Source organism: Streptomyces sp. NPDC101152 (assembly GCF_044768275.1).
Classification (GTDB): domain Bacteria; phylum Actinomycetota; class Actinomycetes; order Streptomycetales; family Streptomycetaceae; genus Streptomyces.
On the sequence record NZ_JBIWPO010000018.1, the window covers coordinates 97,646 to 114,590 of the forward strand.

Consider the following 16,945-nt stretch of genomic DNA (forward strand, 5'->3'; position numbering starts at 1 on the left):
GGCCCGGGAGTGCACGGGATTCACTCCCGGGCCAGGACCACGGCGGTCCCGTACGCGCACACCTCGGTGCCGACGTCGGCCGCCTCGGTCACGTCGAACCGGAACATCAGCACCGCGTTGGCGCCACGCGCGCGTGCCTGCTCGACGAGCCGCTCCATGGCCTGGTTCCGGGTCTGCACGAGCGTCTTGGTCAGGCCCCTGAGCTCACCGCCGATCATCGACTTCAGTCCCGCGCCGATCTGGCTGCCCAGATGACGGGAGCGCACGGTCAGCCCGAACACCTCTCCGAGGACCTCCTGAACCCGGTGTCCGGGAACGTCGTTCGTGGTGACCACCAGCACGTCCGGGCGGGGCTCCTGGCCGCCGCCGTACTCATCGATGCCCATAACCCCACAGCTTCGTCCGAGTCGACCCACAGTGCATCCCGGAGACACCGGTGGAACCTGGGGCGGACACCTTGCGTTGATAGCTTTGTGCGCCCACGGAAGGACGCCGCTCCTTCCCCCACTCCATCAGGGAGCCCGGAACCGTGACGACGCTTGCCCTCGGCCCGAGCTGGCTCGATCCGAACCACCTGCTCAACTCGTTCGGCATCTGGGGCCTGCTCCTGATCGTCTTCGCGGAGTCGGGGCTGCTCATCGGCTTCTTCCTGCCGGGCGACTCGCTCCTGTTCACCACCGGCCTGCTGATCACGTCCCACAAGATGAGCTTCCCGCTGTGGGGCGCGATCGCCCTGATCTGCGTCGCAGCGGTCCTGGGCGACCAGGCGGGTTACATGTTCGGTAAGAAGGTCGGCCCGTCGCTCTTCAACCGCCCCGACTCCCGCCTCTTCAAGCAGGAGAACGTGGTCAAGGCGCACGAGTTCTTCGAGAAGTACGGCCCGAAGTCGCTGGTCCTGGCCCGTTTCGTGCCCGTCGTGCGCACGTTCACGCCGATCATCGCGGGCGTCAGCGGCATGAAGTACCGCTCGTTCCTGGTCTTCAACGTCATCGGCGGCGTCCTGTGGGGGGCCGGGGTCACCCTCCTGGGCTCCTGGCTCGGCAAGATCGACTTCGTCAAGAACAACATCGAGGCGATCCTCATCCTGATCGTCCTCGTCTCGGTCGTCCCGATCATCATCGAGTTCCTGCGCGCCCGGTCGAAGTCGAGGAAGAACCCCGAACCGGCCGCCGACCCGACCCCGGCCCAGGAGCAGACGCAGCCGTTCCCGGTCATCATGGACGACTCCACCACCCAGCTCCGCCGCGTCCCGCAGGCGGCCGACGACCAGGACTACGGCGGGTACCAGCAGCAGTACCAGCAGTCCTACGACCCCAACCAGCACTACCAGCAGCCGTACGACCCGAACCAGCAGCCGTACGACCCCAACCAGCAGTACGCCCAGCAGCCGTACCCGCAGCAGCACTACGACGGTCGGCACAACGAGCAGTACCCCTACAACCAGGGCTACTAGAAACCCCTGGTCCGCTTGGCGGCCCGGCGCTTGTCGGCGGAGCCGATCCGCAGGAACAGGCGCGAGATCTCCGAGCCCAGGTTGACCCCGATGGCGATGGCCATGGCGAGCGAGGCCGCCGTGGCCAGCGACACCAGCCCCTTGTCGACGTTGTTCTGCGCGATCGACAGCAGCCCGAAGTAGGTCGAGGAACCCGGCAGCAGCGGCCCGATCGCCGCCGTCGTGTACGGCAGCGCGGAGGCGAACCGGTACCGCGACAGCAACTGCCCGAACAGCCCCACCAGGCCGGCCGCGACGGCCGTGGAGGCGACCGGCGACAACTTGCCGGGGTAGTGCAGCGCGCCGTACACGCACCACGCGACGCCGCCGTTCAGCGTCACCCACAGCACGGTCGACCGCTCCTGTTGCAGCAGCACGGCGAACGTCAGCGACAGCAGCATGGAGGCGGCGATCTGCCACAGCGGCCGCTCGGCGATCTGCAGGGCCGCGTCCGGGTTGAGCTTGGCACCCAGGGTCACGCCGAAGTACAGGACCACGAGCACGCCCACGACGATCCCGACGAACAGGTAGATGACCTCCAGAAGGCGCGCCGACGCGGTGATGTAGAACCCGGTCAGTCCGTCCTGCACGCCCGCCACCAGCGCCCGCCCCGGCAGCAGCGCGAACAGGCCACCGGTGATGACGGCGGACGCGTTCACGTCGACGTGGGCGACGGTCAGCGCCACCCCGATCGCGGCCGGCGGCATCGCGGCCACCGTGAACTGGTAGAACTCCGGCAGCCCGCGCCCCGCGCACAGCCACGCCAGCCGGTCGCCGAGCATCGCGCCCACCATCGCCGCGAGGAACACCACCACGTCACCGCCGACGAGTACGGAGGCCGCCCCGGCCAGCAGCCCGCTCGCCCCGGTCAGCACCCAGGTGGGGTACGGGTGCCGGTTGCGCCGTATCTCCGCGAGCCGCCCGTAGGACTCCTCCAGGGAGATGGTGGTCTCCGGGTCGCTGAGGTCGTCCACGAGCCGGTAGACCGCCGCCAGGCGCGTGTAGTCGGTGGCCCGCCGCCGCACGGTCCGCGAGGCCGTCACCGGGTCGTCCACGAGGGAGGGCTGGTACGAGATCGACAGCAGGGTGAAGGTGACGTTCGGCTCGCAGCGGTCCAGGCCGTAGGAGCGGCACACCGCGAACATCGCGGCCTCCACGTCCTCCGCGCCCTCACCGCCGGCCAGCAGCAGCTCGCCGATGCGCAGGGTCAGGTCGAGCACGCGCGGGACGGCGGGGCCGCCCTCCTCCGCCTTCGGCCCCGGCTCCGGCGCGGGCCGTTCGGCCACCGGCATCCGCAGCATCGTGCGCATCCGGTCCTGCCAGGGCGCGTCCTTGGTGAGGCTGACCACGGGCACACCGGCGGCCGGCGTGAAGGCGGCCGGGGCCTGCCGCGCGCTGTAGGTGCTCGGCGTGCTGAACGCCGACCCCTCCGGCTCGGCGGCCGGCGACTGCGGGACGTCCAGCCCGTCCGGGACGGCGAACTCGGACGTCGTCTCCGATTCGACGACCGCTCTGGGAGCGGCGAGTCCGGCCGGAATGGCGAACTCCGATGTGATCTCGGGATCGAACGAGCCCCTCGCCTCGTCCGACTGCGGTTTGCGGTACTCCGCTTCCGTCACGTGCGCAACGCTCCCTGTACGACACCTCCTGCCGCCCTCAGTATGCGCACAGGCACAAGAAGGGGCCGCACGCGCACGCGTACGGCCCCTTCACAGGCGTTCGGCTCTCAGTGGCCGCCCTGCTCCTTGAACCGCTTGTAGGAGCGCTCGATCTCGGCCTCGGCGTCCGTGCGGCCGACCCAGTTGGCGCCCTCGACGGACTTGCCGGGCTCCAGGTCCTTGTAGACCTCGAAGAAGTGCTGGATCTCCAGGCGGTCGAACTCGGAGACGTGGTGGATGTCGCGCAGGTGCTCGACGCGCGGGTCCGTCGACGGGACGCACAGCAGCTTGTCGTCGCCGCCGGCCTCGTCCGTCATCCGGAACATGCCGATGGCGCGGCAGCGGATCAGGCAGCCCGGGAAGGTCGGCTCGTCCAGGATGACGAGCGCGTCCAGCGGGTCGCCGTCCTCGCCGAGGGTGTTCTCGACGAAGCCGTAGTCGGTCGGGTAGGCGGTCGAGGTGAAGAGTCGACGGTCCAGGCGGATCCGACCGGTCTCGTGGTCCACCTCGTACTTGTTCCGCGAACCCTTCGGGATCTCGATCGTGACGTCGAACTCCACCGGTGGCTCCTCCATGATCAACACATAGTTCTGGTGGTTAAGTGTCCCTCACGCAGGTGTGTGATCGCGAAAGGGGCTGGTGGTCGTGCCTGAACTGAGGCCTTGGCGTGCCGCGGGACCGCACGTGGTGCGGGCCGCGAACGCCGTGCGACCCCGGCTGGCACGGGCCGCCCGGGCCGCGAAGCCGCAGCTCGAACGAGTCGCGAACGCCGCGCGTCCGCGCCTGGAACAGGCCGTGGCCGCCGCGAGGCCGCAGCTCGCGCGGGTCCTGTCGGCGAGGCCGAAGACCTCCGGGACCTGGCAGTACACCGCGGGCGCCGCCACCGCCGGCGTGGCGCTGGCCGTCACCGTGGCGGCCGCCGCCGGCCCCTGGGACTCCACGGGTCAGCGTACGGCCGAGGTGGAGCGGGCGGTCGCCCGGGACCGCACGGGTGGCGCAGATCACGGTCCCCGTGCCGATACGTCCGACAAGGCCGGCTCGCCCCGGCCTGCCCCGAGTGCCCCGTCGGTCCTCGTCGGCCTCGGCGGCTCCACGAACGCGGTGAAGTCGGCCCCCACCGGACCGGCCCTCGCCGACGTCCTGGGGCCCCTCCTGGGCGTCCCGGCGCTCGGCACCCAGCACACCGCCGTGGTCGTGGACGTGGCCACCGGCAGGCGCCTGTACGGCACCGGGGCCGACGACCCGCTGACCCCCGCCTCGACCACGAAGATCGCCACCGCCGTGGCCGCCCTCTCTGCCTTGGGCGCCGAGCACCGCCTCACCACGCGGACGGTGCTGGAGGCCGACACCAAGGAAGTCGTCCTGGTCGGCGGCGGCGACCCCACACTCACCGCGCACCAGGAGTCCGACGGCTGGGCGAGCCTGCGCGACCTCGCCGACCGGACGGCGGCCGCTCTGAAGAAGCGCTCCGTCCACGAGGTCACGCTCTCCTACGACACCACCCTCTACACCGGCCCCGCGCTGCACCCCATCGGCGTCAACGACAACCTCGCGCCGGTCAGCGCCCTGATGGCCGACGAGGGGCGCACCGACGACTCCAGCAGCGGCCCGGCCCCGCGCGTGGCCGACCCCGCGGCGGACGCGGCCACCAGGTTCGCCCGCTTCCTTGCAGCGGACGGCATCAAGACGACGTCCCCCGGCCCGTCCAGGGGGACGACCCGCGCGCAGGCGTTGGCCTCCGTCTCCTCGCCCCCGCTGTCGGCACTGGTCGAACGCATGCTGACCAACTCCGACAACGACATCGCGGAGGCCCTGGCCCGACAGACCGCCCTCGCGACGGGTGCCCCGGCCGGCTTCGCCGGCGGTGCGAGCGCGATCGCCGCCCAGCTGAAGAAGCTGCAACTGCCCGTGCAGGGCGCCCGGTTCACCGACGGAAGCGGCCTGAACCGGGACGACAGACTGACTGCGGACCTGCTCACGGCCCTCCTGGTGAAGGCCGGCGCCCCCGCGCACCCCGAACTCCGCCCGGTCCTCACCGGTCTCCCCGTGGCCGGCTTCACCGGCACCCTGACCAGCCGCTACACCGATGGCGCGGCCGGAGTCGTACGCGCCAAGACCGGCACCCTGACCGGCGTGAACACCCTGGCAGGCACGGTGGTGGACCAGGACGGCCGCCTCCTGGCCTTCGCGTTCCTGGCATCGCAGACGTCGAACCCGATGTCCGCCCAGGCGGCCCTGGACCGCACAGCCACAGCCTTGGCAGCCTGCGGCTGCCGCTGACCCGACCCGCGCTTCCGCTGCAGCTGCCGGGGCCGCCCGTCTCGTCCCCGTTCCGCCGTGGGCAGTCGTTCCGCTGGGGCGGAACGGGTGGGCACGGCCTGCAGTGCCGGGTGCGGCGCGAACCGACCCCAGCCGCCGCACGCCCGCAGCAGCGAAGGTCGCCCGACAAGCACAGGCCCACCTCGCCAACCCGCGCCCTGCCCCAAGCGGCAGCGCTCACGTACCGTTGACGCATGACGAGCATCGGTGGTGCCGAGATGGTCGACTGGAATCTCGCGGTCGCGACCGCGACGCGGCTCGTACGGCCGGGCCCCGACGTGAGCCGCGACGAGGCCCGAGCGGTCGTCGCGGAACTGCGCCGGCATGCCAAGGCCTCGGAGGAACACGTCCGCGGCTTCACCCGGATGGGTACCGAGGAGACCCACGACACCCCGATCCTCGTGGTCGACCGCCCCGGCTGGGTGCGGGCGAACGTGGCGGGCTTCCGGGAGATCCTCAAGCCGCTGCTCGACAAGATGCAGGAGCGGCGCGGCAACACCCCCGGCGGCGCGGTCCTCGGCGCGGTCGGCGGCAAGGTCACCGGCGTCGAACTGGGCATGCTGCTGTCCTTCCTGTCCTCCCGCGTCCTGGGCCAGTACGAGACCTTCGCCCCGGCCACGCGCGACCTGCCGGCAGGAGAGAACGGCGGCGGACGGCTGCTGCTCGTCGCCCCCAACATCGTGCACGTGGAGCGCGAACTCGACGTCCAGCCCCACGACTTCCGTCTCTGGGTCTGTCTGCACGAGGAGACGCACCGCACCCAGTTCAGCGCGGTGCCGTGGTTGCGCGACCACCTGGAGGGCGAAATCCAGTCGTTCCTGGGGGAGACCGACGTCGACCCCATGACCGTGCTGGAGCGCATCCGGGAGGCCGCCCAGTCCCTCGCGGGCGGGCGTCCCGAGGGCGAGGAGGACGACGGCGGGCGCTCCCTCGTGGAGCTCGTGCAGACCCCGGCCCAGCGCGAGATCCTCGGCCGGCTCACCGCCGTGATGTCGCTTCTGGAGGGCCACGCCGACTTCGTGATGGACGGGGTGGGCCCCGAGGTCGTGCCGACGGTCGCCGAGATCCGCGAGAAGTTTCAGCAGCGGCGCGCCAAGGGCGCCTCCCGGCTGGACATGGCGCTGCGCAAGCTGCTCGGTCTGGACGCCAAGCTGAGGCAGTACCGGGACGGCGAGCGGTTTGTGCGGGCCGTCGTCGACCAGGTCGGCATGGACGGCTTCAACCGGGTGTGGACGTCCCCGAACACCCTGCCGACCAAGTCGGAGATCGCCAAACCGGCGGACTGGGTCACGCGGGTGCACCGCAAGAGCGAGTCGTGAACGCCGTCGCGGGGTCGTGAACCGAATCCGGCCGACGGCAGGCGAACGCCCCTTCAATCACCCGTCCGAGGGACCGTGGTGCATGGGTAGGCGTGCAATGCTCGGGGAACGGCTCGGTTCTGTCACCATCTACACACTCTGAGTGACCGAACTCGGGCTCACCCCCCGAAACTTCATGAAGGGAACCGGACATGGGTCCCCATCCTGCGGTCGCGGCGATACGCCTGGCGGTCCGCCGCGTCCTTAACGACATCCTCAACGACCACGAGCCCCCCGCCCGGCAGACCGTGCACGAGCCCCCGTCCGCGCCGGTCGTGCTCGTGGCGTGCTCCGGCGGCGCCGACTCCATGGCCCTCGCCTCCGCCCTCGCCTTCGAGGCCCCCAAGCTCGGCATCCGGGCCGGCGGTGTCACCGTCGACCACGGCCTGCAGCCCGGTTCCGGCGTGCGCGCCGAGGAGGTCGCCCTGCGCCTGCGCGCGATGGGCCTCGACCCCGTCGACTCCGTCGCCGTGACCGTGGGCCGCGAGGGCGGTCCCGAAGCCGCCGCCCGCGACGCCCGGTACGCCGCCCTCGACGAAGCCTCCGCCCGGCACGGCGCCACCGCGATCCTGCTCGGCCACACCCGCGACGACCAGGCCGAGACCGTCCTGCTGGGCCTCGCCCGAGGCTCCGGCATCCGTTCCCTGTCCGGAATGGCCGCGGTCTCGGGGGCCGACGGCCGTTACCGCCGCCCCTTCCTCCAGCTCGACCGGCAGACCGCCCGCAAGGCCTGCATGGTGCAGTCCCTGCCCGTCTGGGACGACCCGCACAACGCCGACCCCGCGTACACCCGCTCCCGGCTGCGCCACGAGGGCCTGCCCGCCCTGGAGAAGGCGCTCGGCAAGGGCGTCGTGGAGGCACTCGCGCGTACGGCGCAGCTCTCCCGTGACGACGCCGACGCCCTCGACGCCTGGGCCCGCCAGGCCGAGGCCTCCGTGCGCGACGCCGCCGGCCTCCTGGAGTGCGCCAAGCTCTACGCCCTGCCGCCCGCGGTACGCCGCCGCGTCCTGCGCCGGGCCGCCATCGAGGCCGGTGCCCCCGCGGGCTCGCTGTTCGCCCGCCACATCGAGGAAGTCGACCGGCTGATCACCGGCTGGCGCGGCCAGGGGGTCATCAATCTCCCGGGCAAGGTCGTCGCCCAGCGCCAGGGTGGCAGACTGGTGATTCGGCAAGGCTGAATCTCATCCCCGGTGCGGGGACCCGGACCTTCCCGAAGGTCCGGGCAGCCGGTGGGACGACCGAAAGTGATGCGGGTGGACGCGAAAGACATGGGTGCCGACCTCAAGCAGGTGCTCATCACCAAGGAAGAGATCGACGCGAAGCTCGTGGAGCTGGCCGCGAAGATCGACGCGGAGTACACGGGCAAGGACCTGCTCATCGTCGGTGTCCTCAAGGGCGCGGTGATGGTCATGGCCGACCTGGCCCGGGCGCTGTCCACCCCCGTCACCATGGACTGGATGGCCGTGTCCTCGTACGGCGCGGGCACCCAGTCCTCCGGTGTGGTGCGGATCCTCAAGGACCTCGACACCGACATCAAGGGCCGGCACGTCCTGATCGTCGAGGACATCATCGACTCCGGCCTGACGCTGTCCTGGCTGCTGTCCAACCTGGGCTCGCGCGAGCCGGAGTCGCTCAAGGTGTGCACCCTGCTGCGCAAGCCGGACGCCGCCAAGGTGGCCATCGACGTGGAGTGGGTCGGCTTCGACATCCCGAACGAGTTCGTCGTGGGTTACGGTCTCGACTATGCCGAGAAGTACCGGAATCTCCCGTTCGTGGGTACGCTCGCCCCCCACGTCTACGGCGGCTGAGCCGGCCTTGGGGCCAAGCGAGCCGTCTTTGTAGGACGATCGGGAACCCCGGCGGGTTTCGCGCCGTTGGAGCATGCAGAGGCGGGATTGCCGGCCGCCGGAGCAGCCGAGTGCGGCTTCGGGCCACAATGCTGGGGTACCGTCAGAAGAACTGTCTTATCAAACTCACTATGGCAGGAGGGACGGGGCGACACCGCTCCGTATGGATGGACGTGAAGCGATACTTCCGTGGGCCGGTCATGTGGATCGTGCTGGCCGTCCTTGCCGTGGTCGTTTTGATGCAGGTCGTCGGCTCGTCCGGCGGCTACAAGACGGTGGACACCGGCCAGGTCGTGGCGGCGATCAACGACAACAAGGTGCAGCAGGTCAAGCTGACCACCGGCGATGAACAGACCGTCAAGGCCCAGCTCAAAGATGGTTTCAAGGTAGACGGCAGCTCGAAGATCCAGGCGAGCTACATCGGCGACCAGGGGGTGACCCTGGCCAACACCCTGCAGACCAAGTACCAGGACAAGCAGATCCCGGACGGCTACACCGTGTCGCCGTCCAAGCAGAACCCGTTCCTCGGCATCCTGCTCTCCCTGCTCCCCTTCGTCCTGATCGTGGTCGTCTTCCTGTTCCTGATGAACCAGATGCAGGGCGGCGGCTCCCGGGTCATGAACTTCGGGAAGTCCAAGGCCAAGCTCATCACCAAGGACACCCCGAAGACGACGTTCGCCGACGTCGCGGGCTGTGACGAGGCCGTCGAGGAGCTCCACGAGATCAAGGAGTTCCTGCAGGAGCCGGCCAAGTTCCAGGCCGTCGGCGCCAAGATCCCCAAGGGCGTGCTGCTCTACGGCCGCCCCGGTACCGGCAAGACGCTGCTCGCGCGTGCCGTCGCCGGTGAGGCGGGGGTCCCGTTCTACTCGATCTCCGGGTCCGACTTCGTCGAGATGTTCGTCGGTGTCGGTGCCTCCCGGGTCCGTGACCTGTTCGAGCAGGCCAAGGCGAACGCCCCGGCGATCGTCTTCGTCGACGAGATCGACGCGGTCGGCCGCCACCGCGGCGCCGGCCTCGGCGGTGGACACGACGAGCGCGAGCAGACACTGAACCAGCTGCTCGTCGAGATGGACGGGTTCGACGTCAAGGGTGGTGTGATTCTCATCGCAGCCACCAACCGTCCCGACATCCTCGACCCGGCACTGCTGCGCCCGGGCCGCTTCGACCGCCAGATCGCGGTCGATCCGCCGGACCTGCAGGGCCGCCTGGAGATCCTCAAGGTCCACCAGAAGGGCAAGCCGGTCGCCCCGGACGTCGACCTCGCGGCCGTCGCCCGCCGTACCCCCGGCTTCACCGGCGCCGACCTGAGCAACGTGCTCAACGAGGCCGCCCTGCTCACGGCCCGCAGCGACCGCAAGCTGATCGACAACTCCATGCTGGACGAGGCGATCGACCGCGTGGTGGCGGGCCCGCAGAAGCGGACCCGGATCATGTCGGACAAGGAGAAGAAGATCACCGCGTACCACGAGGGCGGTCACGCCCTGGTCGCGGCGGCTTCCCCGAACTCCGACCCGGTCCACAAGATCACGATCCTGAGTCGCGGCCGTGCGCTGGGCTACACGATGGTGCTCCCGGACGAGGACAAGTACTCGACCACCCGCAACGAGATGCTCGACCAGCTCGCCTACATGCTGGGCGGCCGCGCGGCCGAGGAACTGGTCTTCCACGACCCGACCACGGGCGCCGCGAACGACATCGAGAAGGCCACCGCCACGGCCCGTGCGATGGTCACCCAGTACGGCATGACCGAGCGGCTCGGCGCCATCAAGTTCGGCGGCGACAACACCGAGCCGTTCCTCGGACGTGAGATGGCTCACCAGCGCGACTACTCGGAAGAGGTCGCCGCGCTGGTGGACGAGGAAGTCAAGAAGCTCATCGAGAACGCGCACAACGAAGCCTGGGAGATCCTGGTCGAGAACCGCGACGTGCTCGACAACCTCGTTCTGAAGCTGCTGGAGAAGGAGACGCTGGGCAAGGAGGAGATCGCCGAGATCTTCTCCGCGATCGTCAAGCGCCCGGCCAGGCCCGCCTGGACCGGCTCCTCCCGCCGCACGCCGTCCACCCGTCCGCCGGTGCTCTCCCCGAAGGAGCTCGCCCTGACGAACGGCGCCAACGGCGCGACCCCGGCGATCAGCACCGTCAAGTCGACGGCGACGGAGCACTCTCCGGTCACCGAGACGGCCCCTGAGGACCGCCCCGAGAGCTGACGCTCCCCGGCGGCCCCACCAGGCCGGAATGGATTGCCGCGCCCCCCAGGTTCTAGCCTGGGGGGCGCGGCATTTTCAGCCATGCCGCGGATGAGGCGCGTGGTCCCCACGCGAGACCCGCACAGGAACGAGGCTCCACATGACCGACCCGGTGACGCTGGACGGCGAGGGCAGGATCGGCGAGTTCGACGAGAAGCGGGCCGAGAACGCCGTGCGCGAACTCCTGATCGCGGTCGGCGAGGACCCGGACCGGGAGGGGCTCCGGGAGACGCCCGCCCGGGTGGCGCGGGCGTACAAGGAGATCTTCGCGGGGCTGTGGCAGAAGCCCGAGGACGTGCTGACGACGACGTTCGACCTGGGGCACGACGAGATGGTCCTGGTGAAGGACATCGAGGTGCTGAGCTCGTGCGAGCACCATCTGGTGCCGTTCGTCGGGGTCGCCCACGTCGGCTACATCCCGTCGACCGACGGCAAGATCACGGGACTGTCGAAGCTTGCCCGCCTCGTGGACGTCTACGCCCGCCGTCCGCAGGTGCAGGAACGACTCACCACGCAGGTCGCGGACTCGTTGATGAAGATCCTGGAGCCGCGCGGGGTGATCGTCGTCGTGGAGTGCGAGCACATGTGCATGTCCATGCGGGGGGTGCGTAAGCCGGGGGCGAAGACCATAACGTCGGCGGTGCGCGGGCAGCTGCGCGATCCAGCCACCCGCAACGAGGCCATGAGCCTGATCATGGCCAAGTAGGGCCCGGACGCGCCCGCTTCAGGCCGTCGAGGCCGCGCCGTTGTCGTGCTCGTCGTCGTCCGGGAGCTTGCAGACCCGCTCCAGGAAGATGGCCGCCGCTATGACCGCGATGCCCGCCACCACCGAGAAGCCGGCGTAGATCGCCTGGTCGCGGCGGGCCGGAATGTCGAGGAGCTCCAGCAGGAAGACGCCCGCGCCGCCGTACATCCCGGCGACCAGTGCGGCGACCAGGGCGCTGGACTGGCCGAAGACGACCGCGCGGGCCGCCATCAGGGGGTCCACGCCCTTCGCGTCGGGATCACGCTCGCGCTGGGCCTTGAGCCGGCCGCGGATCGAGAGCGCCGTGGCCGTGAGAACCACGGCGATCAGCGCGAGCACGATGGGGGCGGCCAGCGGGACGCTCGGCAGGGTACCGATCGAGTTCCACAGGCGGGCGCCCGCCCAGGACAGGACTCCGGCCACGAAAAACACTCCGGCCAGCACCCTGATGCGCAGCTCTCTCACGGTGTCCCTTCAGCTCCCCCGGGTCGCGGGATGGTCCCGCCGACGGTGGTCGTGGTGACCTCTCGCCCTGACCTTAACGACTACGCGGGCAGGTGGAGTTCCAGGTCCTTGCGGGGCGTCACCCCGTCGCGGGTGACGGCGTCGAGGAGGTCGGCGACCGCGCCCCGGCCCGGCAACTGCGCCTCGGGCTCCAGGTCGTGCCAGGGAGCGAGGACGAAGGCCCGTTCGTGGGCGCGCGGGTGGGGGAGGGTGAGCTGCGGGTCGTCGTCGACGACGTCGGCGTACGCGACGATGTCGACGTCGAGGGTGCGGGCGCCCCAGCGCTCGTCCCGGATCCGGTGGAAGGCCTCCTCGACCGCGTGCGCCCGCTCAAGGAGGGAGGACGGGGGCAGGGTGGTCTTCAGCAGGATCACCGCGTTGAAGTACGCCGGCTGGCTGCCGGGCTCCACGCCCCACGGCTCCGTCTCGTACACCGGCGACACGGCCTTCACGCGGACGCCGGGGGTGTCCTCGAGGGCGTCGATGGCGCCCTGGAGGGTCTCCAGGCGGTTGCCGAGGTTGGCGCCCAGGGAGATCACGGCCCGTTTGGGGTTGTGCAGGGTCGTGTCGGCGGCGTCCACCTGCCGCACCACGGAGGCGGGTACCGGCTGTACGGTCGGGTCGCTGGGACCCTCGGTGAAGAACGCGGTCATGCTCGGCTCCGGGTGATGGTGACGGTCACGTCGTCGAAGGGGACGGTGATCGGCGCGGCCGGCTTGTGGACGCGGACCTCGACCTCCTGGACCCCCTCGTGCTTCAGACAGGCCTGGGCGATGCGCTCGGCGAGCGTCTCGATGAGGTTGACGGGCTCGCCCTCGACGACGGCCACGACCTCCTCCGCCACGATGCCGTAGTGCACGGTCTTCGCCAGGTCGTCGTCGGCCGCGGCCGGACGGGTGTCGAGGCCGAGGACGAGGTCCACGACGAAGGTCTGGCCCTCCTCGCGCTCCTCGGGGAACACACCGTGGTGCCCACGGGCCCTCAGGCCGCGCAGCGCGACACGATCCACGCGAATCACTCCTGCAATCGTCGGTGACGGCCGGTCACTGCCGTGTGCGGGCGGCACACCGGCCATGAACGAATCTACCCGCGGGCACTGACAGGGCCGGGCCACGGGCCCGGGGGCCCGTGCCGGGGCCGGCAGGTTTCACCGTCTGTTTCCCCTGGGGAACCCGCCGGCTCACGGGCTGGTAGCCGCCCCTACCCGGGCCGTCGTGATTCCAACCACTTCTTGGTGCCGGCGGGTGATCCCGGATGGACGCCTACCCCGTCAGGACGGGGTGTCCTCGTCCTCGGCCTCGTCGTTTTCGGCCAGAACCGGGGAGGCGTGGTGGGACCACAGCCGCCAGCCGCCGGGGGTGCGCCGGAACACGTTCGTGGCGACCACGAGCTGGCCGACCAGCGGGCCGAGTTCCTCGCCGCCCTCGGGGGCGGGACCGCCGCTGAGGATGTTCTCGGTGCAGGTGACCAGGGCGGTGTCTCCGGTGACGGACACGTGCACGTCGGTGAGGAAGAACTGGATGTAGTCGGTGTTCGCCATGATCAGCGCGTACGAGCGAAGGACCTCGCCGCGTCCGGTCAGTACGGGCCAGCCGGGGTGCACACAGGAGATCACTCCGGCGTCCGCTGGGTCGTGGTACTGCTCGTCGACGCCCAGGTCGGAGGGGGTGAGCCAGAGCGAGGACAGGTGCTCGAAGTCGCCGCTCTCCAAGGCCTCGTAGAAGGCGGCGTTCGCGGCCTCCACCTGCTCGACGTCGGTGTGGGGGGCGCTCACCGGGCTCCCTCTGCGCCGTGGGGGCCCTCCGTGCGCTGCGCGTTCTCCGTGCCGCGCGCCCCTTCTATGGCGCGCGCGACGCGAACAGCGTCCGCGGTGGCGCGCACCTCGTGCACCCGCACCGCCCACGCGCCGGCGTGCGCCGCGAGCGCGGAGACGGCGGCCGTGGCGGCGTCACGCTCGCGCGCGGGCGGCGGCGCGCCCGCCGGACCGGCGAGCACACGGCCCAGGAAGCGTTTGCGGGAGGCGGCGACGAGCAGCGGGTGGCCGAGGGCCAGCACCCGGTCGAGGTGGGCGAGCAGGACGAGGTCGTGTTCGGCGTCCTTGGAGAAGCCGAGCCCGGGGTCGACGACCACGCGATCGGGTGCGATGCCGCCGGCGAGGACGGCCTCCACGCGCCGGTGCAGTTCGTCGACGACCTCGGCGACGACGTCGTCGTACACGCCCTTGACGTTGCCGCCCGCCAGGAAGCCGCGCCAGTGCATGACGACGAAGGGGGCGCCCGAGGCGGCGACGACGGGGATCATCGCGGGGTCCGCGAGGCCGCCGCTGACGTCGTTGACGAGGGCGGCGCCGGCGGCGAGGGCCTGTTCGGCGACCGAGGCGCGCATGGTGTCGACGGAGACCGTGACGCCCTCGGAGGCGAGGCCGCGGACGACGGGGACGACGCGCCTGAGTTCCTCGGCCTCGTCGACCCGGGTGGCGCCGGGGCGGGTGGACTCGCCGCCCACGTCCACCAGGTCCGCGCCCTCGGCGACGAGTTCCAGGCCGTGTTTCACGGCGGCCGTGGTGTCGAAGAAGCGGCCGCCGTCGGAGAAGGAATCGGGGGTGACGTTCACGACTCCCATGACCGCGCAGCGGTCCCACTCCGGAAGACCCGCGACGCGCCCGCGTCCGCTCTGCTTGCTCATACGTTCAGCGTAGGCCCCGGACCCGTCCGGAAGTCTCCGCGGCCCGGGCGGAAGCCCGGGTGACGGCGTCGTTCCGTCCGGGTCCGCACCGGGCCGCGAGCGGCGGGCGTCAGGCGACCCGGGCCCGGGCTTCGCTCTCGTTCACCGTGTGGGCGCACGCGGGTGCGGGCTTCTGGCGGCGGCGCAGGAAGCGCGGCAGCGGAAGGGCCAGGGTGACGAAGCCCTCGGCCTGCATGGCGGCGAAACCGATGCGCGGCAGGTCGGCGGAGGCCCGGTAGACCACGAAGCGCGGCTCCCAGCGGGGCTGGAACTTGGCGTTGAACTTGTACAGCGACTCGATCTGGAACCAGCGGGAGAGGAACACCAGCAGTCCGCGCCAGGCGCGCAGCACGGGCCCCGCGCCGATCTTCTCGCCGCGGGCGAGGGCGGAGCGGAACATCGCGAAGTTGAGCGAGACGCGCGTGATGCCGAGTTTCGGGGCCGCCTGCAGGGCCGCGACGATCAGGAGTTCGTTCATGCCGGGGTCGGCCGAGCGGTCGCGGCGCATCAGGTCCAGCGACATGCCGTCCGTGCCCCACGGCACGAAGTGCAGGATCGCCTTGAGGTCGCCGTACTCGCCCGGCTCCTCGTCCTGCTTGTGCGCGGTCGCGATGAAGCAGTCGCCGTCGGCGGGGTCGCCGATGCGGCCCAGGGCCATGGAGAAGCCGCGCTCGGTGTCGGTGCCGCGCCAGTCCTCGGCGGCCTGCCGGATCCGCGCCAGCTCGGTGTCGCCGAGGTCACGTACGCGTCGTACCCGGGTCTCGTAACCGGCCCGTTCGATGCGCTTGACCATCTGGCGCACGTTGCGCATCGCGCGGCCGGCCAGGGAGAAATCCGCCACGTCCACCACCGCCTCGTCGCCCAGTTCCAGGGCGTCCAGGCCGGTCTCGCGGGTCCACACCTCGCCGCCCGTCTCCGAGCAGCCCATGACGGCGGGGGTCCAGGAGTGCGCCTTGGCCTCGTCCATGAAGCGCTCGATGGCGCCCGGCCAGGCCTCGACGTCGCCGATGGGGTCGCCGCTGGCGAGCATCACGCCGGACACGACGCGGTAGGTCACGGCCGCCTTGCCGCTGGGCGAGAAGACGACGGCCTTGTCGCGGCGCAGGGCGAAGTGGCCGAGGGAGTCGCGGCGGCCGTGCCTGTCCAGCAGCTCACGCAGCCGGGTCTCGTCCTCCTCGGTCAGGCGTGCCGCCGGGTGCTCGGGGCGGAAGGCCAGGTAAATGGTGGTGACCGCGGTCAGCAGGCCGAGGGCGCCGAGGGAGAAGCCCACGGTCCAGGAGGTGTTGCCCGAGTAATTGACCGGGCCCTCGAAGCCGAACAGGCCGTACACCACGTGGGTGAGGCGGTCGGCCAGACTCGGGTCGCCGACCATGCGGTGCGGATGGACGCTGACGATGACCAGGCCGAGGGCGAGGGAACCGGCGCTCATGAGGACGAAGTTGGCGAGCGCGCGCCACCGGCTGCGGGGGTCGGGCAGCGCGGCGAACTGGTCGCGGTGGATCAGCAGCGGCGCGAGCAGGGCCAGCGAGATGAGCACGCCGATCACGGAGTGGCGGTACATGTACTGCGCCACGGCGCCCGCCGGCAGCAGCGCCACCGCGGCCCGCCAGGCACGCCGCTTGCCGCGCCTGAGACCATGGGCGAGCAGCAGGAGGAGGATGCCGGCGCTCAGCGAGAGAGCGGCCGCGAACGGACCGAAGGACCCCGGCAGCACCTCGGCGATCGAGTGCATACGGCTGTGCCGGAAGCGCGGGAAGACGCCCGCGGCGACGTCCAGCACACCCACGAGCGCGCACGCTCTGCCGACGAGGACGGGCACGACCTCGGGCCGTGGACCACGCAGTACGCGCCACGCCTTGTGGGAACGGGAGGGAACCCCGTCCGACATTTCCTCATCTGTCCTGACAGACATCGCATCCCGTAGTTCTGCGAGAGACCTTGGATCCGGTACCGACTCGGGCTTACCGGCGACATTGCGCCCTCTAGGACGGTGTCTCGAGGGAGGAGGTTCCGTCACTTCCCTCAAAGCCGGTCCAAAGGACGGGAAAAGTC

Annotated in this window: 16 protein-coding genes; 7 read left to right on the top strand and 9 right to left on the bottom strand. The window is 70.8% G+C overall.

Features of this window, described 5'->3' with window-relative positions:
- Positions 1-20: 20 nt before the first annotated feature.
- On the bottom strand, positions 21-386 hold the full coding sequence (locus ACIRVK_RS23650; RefSeq protein ID WP_399137575.1) for a YbjQ family protein: 366 nt from the start codon (positions 384-386) through the stop codon (positions 21-23).
- A 143-nt stretch (positions 387-529) separates the two neighbouring features.
- Here ACIRVK_RS23650 and ACIRVK_RS23655 point away from each other — a divergent pair, with 143 nt between their 5' ends.
- Positions 530-1,453 (top strand): DedA family protein, encoded by a 924-nt coding sequence (locus tag ACIRVK_RS23655; RefSeq protein WP_404250097.1) that lies wholly within the window; start codon positions 530-532, stop codon positions 1,451-1,453.
- Here ACIRVK_RS23655 and ACIRVK_RS23660 read toward each other — a convergent pair.
- A complete protein-coding gene (locus tag ACIRVK_RS23660; RefSeq protein WP_404250099.1) occupies positions 1,450-3,111 on the bottom strand; it encodes a threonine/serine exporter ThrE family protein in 1,662 nt (553 codons plus the stop codon). The genes ACIRVK_RS23655 and ACIRVK_RS23660 overlap by 4 nt on opposite strands.
- Positions 3,112-3,218: 107 nt before the next feature.
- Positions 3,219-3,710: an inorganic diphosphatase gene (locus tag ACIRVK_RS23665; protein ID WP_029394330.1), complete on the bottom strand. Its 492-nt coding sequence runs from the start codon at positions 3,708-3,710 to the stop codon at positions 3,219-3,221.
- Between the two features lie 79 nt (positions 3,711-3,789).
- Between ACIRVK_RS23665 and dacB the strand changes: the two genes are divergently transcribed.
- From dacB to folE, 6 genes are all read left to right on the top strand, one after another.
- Entirely contained in the window at positions 3,790-5,430 is a 1,641-nt protein-coding gene (gene dacB / locus ACIRVK_RS23670) for a D-alanyl-D-alanine carboxypeptidase/D-alanyl-D-alanine-endopeptidase (RefSeq protein ID WP_404250101.1), read from the top strand.
- Positions 5,431-5,663: 233 nt separating this feature from the next.
- Positions 5,664-6,788 (top strand): zinc-dependent metalloprotease, encoded by a 1,125-nt coding sequence (locus ACIRVK_RS23675; RefSeq protein ID WP_404250103.1) that lies wholly within the window; start codon positions 5,664-5,666, stop codon positions 6,786-6,788.
- Between the two features lie 191 nt (positions 6,789-6,979).
- Positions 6,980-8,005, top strand: a complete 1,026-nt coding sequence (gene tilS, locus ACIRVK_RS23680; RefSeq protein ID WP_404250105.1) for a tRNA lysidine(34) synthetase TilS — start codon at positions 6,980-6,982, stop codon at positions 8,003-8,005.
- Between the two features lie 69 nt (positions 8,006-8,074).
- Positions 8,075-8,635, top strand: a complete 561-nt coding sequence (gene hpt / locus ACIRVK_RS23685) for a hypoxanthine phosphoribosyltransferase (protein ID WP_404250198.1) — start codon at positions 8,075-8,077, stop codon at positions 8,633-8,635.
- A gap of 206 nt (positions 8,636-8,841) precedes the next feature.
- Complete coding sequence (gene ftsH, locus ACIRVK_RS23690) at positions 8,842-10,881, top strand: ATP-dependent zinc metalloprotease FtsH (protein ID WP_404250107.1); 2,040 nt, start codon at positions 8,842-8,844, stop codon at positions 10,879-10,881.
- A 139-nt stretch (positions 10,882-11,020) separates the two neighbouring features.
- Positions 11,021-11,626: a GTP cyclohydrolase I FolE gene (gene folE, locus ACIRVK_RS23695; RefSeq protein ID WP_404250109.1), complete on the top strand. Its 606-nt coding sequence runs from the start codon at positions 11,021-11,023 to the stop codon at positions 11,624-11,626.
- 18 nt (positions 11,627-11,644) lie between these two features.
- Here folE and ACIRVK_RS23700 read toward each other — a convergent pair whose 3' ends face one another.
- The 6 genes from ACIRVK_RS23700 to ACIRVK_RS23725 all read right to left on the bottom strand — a co-directional run bounded on the left by ACIRVK_RS23700 (position 11,645) and on the right by ACIRVK_RS23725 (position 16,781).
- The gene (locus ACIRVK_RS23700) at positions 11,645-12,130 is read right to left on the bottom strand and encodes a DUF3180 domain-containing protein (RefSeq protein WP_404250111.1); all 486 of its coding nucleotides are present in this window, start codon (positions 12,128-12,130) and stop codon (positions 11,645-11,647) included.
- 80 nt (positions 12,131-12,210) lie between these two features.
- Positions 12,211-12,822: a 2-amino-4-hydroxy-6-hydroxymethyldihydropteridine diphosphokinase gene (gene folK, locus ACIRVK_RS23705; protein ID WP_404250113.1), complete on the bottom strand. Its 612-nt coding sequence runs from the start codon at positions 12,820-12,822 to the stop codon at positions 12,211-12,213.
- A complete protein-coding gene (folB, locus tag ACIRVK_RS23710) occupies positions 12,819-13,178 on the bottom strand; it encodes a dihydroneopterin aldolase (RefSeq protein WP_404250115.1) in 360 nt (119 codons plus the stop codon). The genes folK and folB overlap by 4 nt, the downstream gene beginning before the upstream one ends.
- A gap of 261 nt (positions 13,179-13,439) precedes the next feature.
- The gene (locus ACIRVK_RS23715) at positions 13,440-13,943 is read right to left on the bottom strand and encodes a nuclear transport factor 2 family protein (RefSeq protein WP_404250117.1); all 504 of its coding nucleotides are present in this window, start codon (positions 13,941-13,943) and stop codon (positions 13,440-13,442) included.
- The gene (folP, locus tag ACIRVK_RS23720) at positions 13,940-14,854 is read right to left on the bottom strand and encodes a dihydropteroate synthase (RefSeq protein ID WP_404250119.1); all 915 of its coding nucleotides are present in this window, start codon (positions 14,852-14,854) and stop codon (positions 13,940-13,942) included. The genes ACIRVK_RS23715 and folP overlap by 4 nt, the downstream gene beginning before the upstream one ends.
- A 109-nt stretch (positions 14,855-14,963) precedes the next feature.
- Entirely contained in the window at positions 14,964-16,781 is a 1,818-nt protein-coding gene (locus ACIRVK_RS23725) for a phosphatidylglycerol lysyltransferase domain-containing protein (protein ID WP_404250121.1), read from the bottom strand.
- Positions 16,782-16,945: the final 164 nt, after the last annotated feature.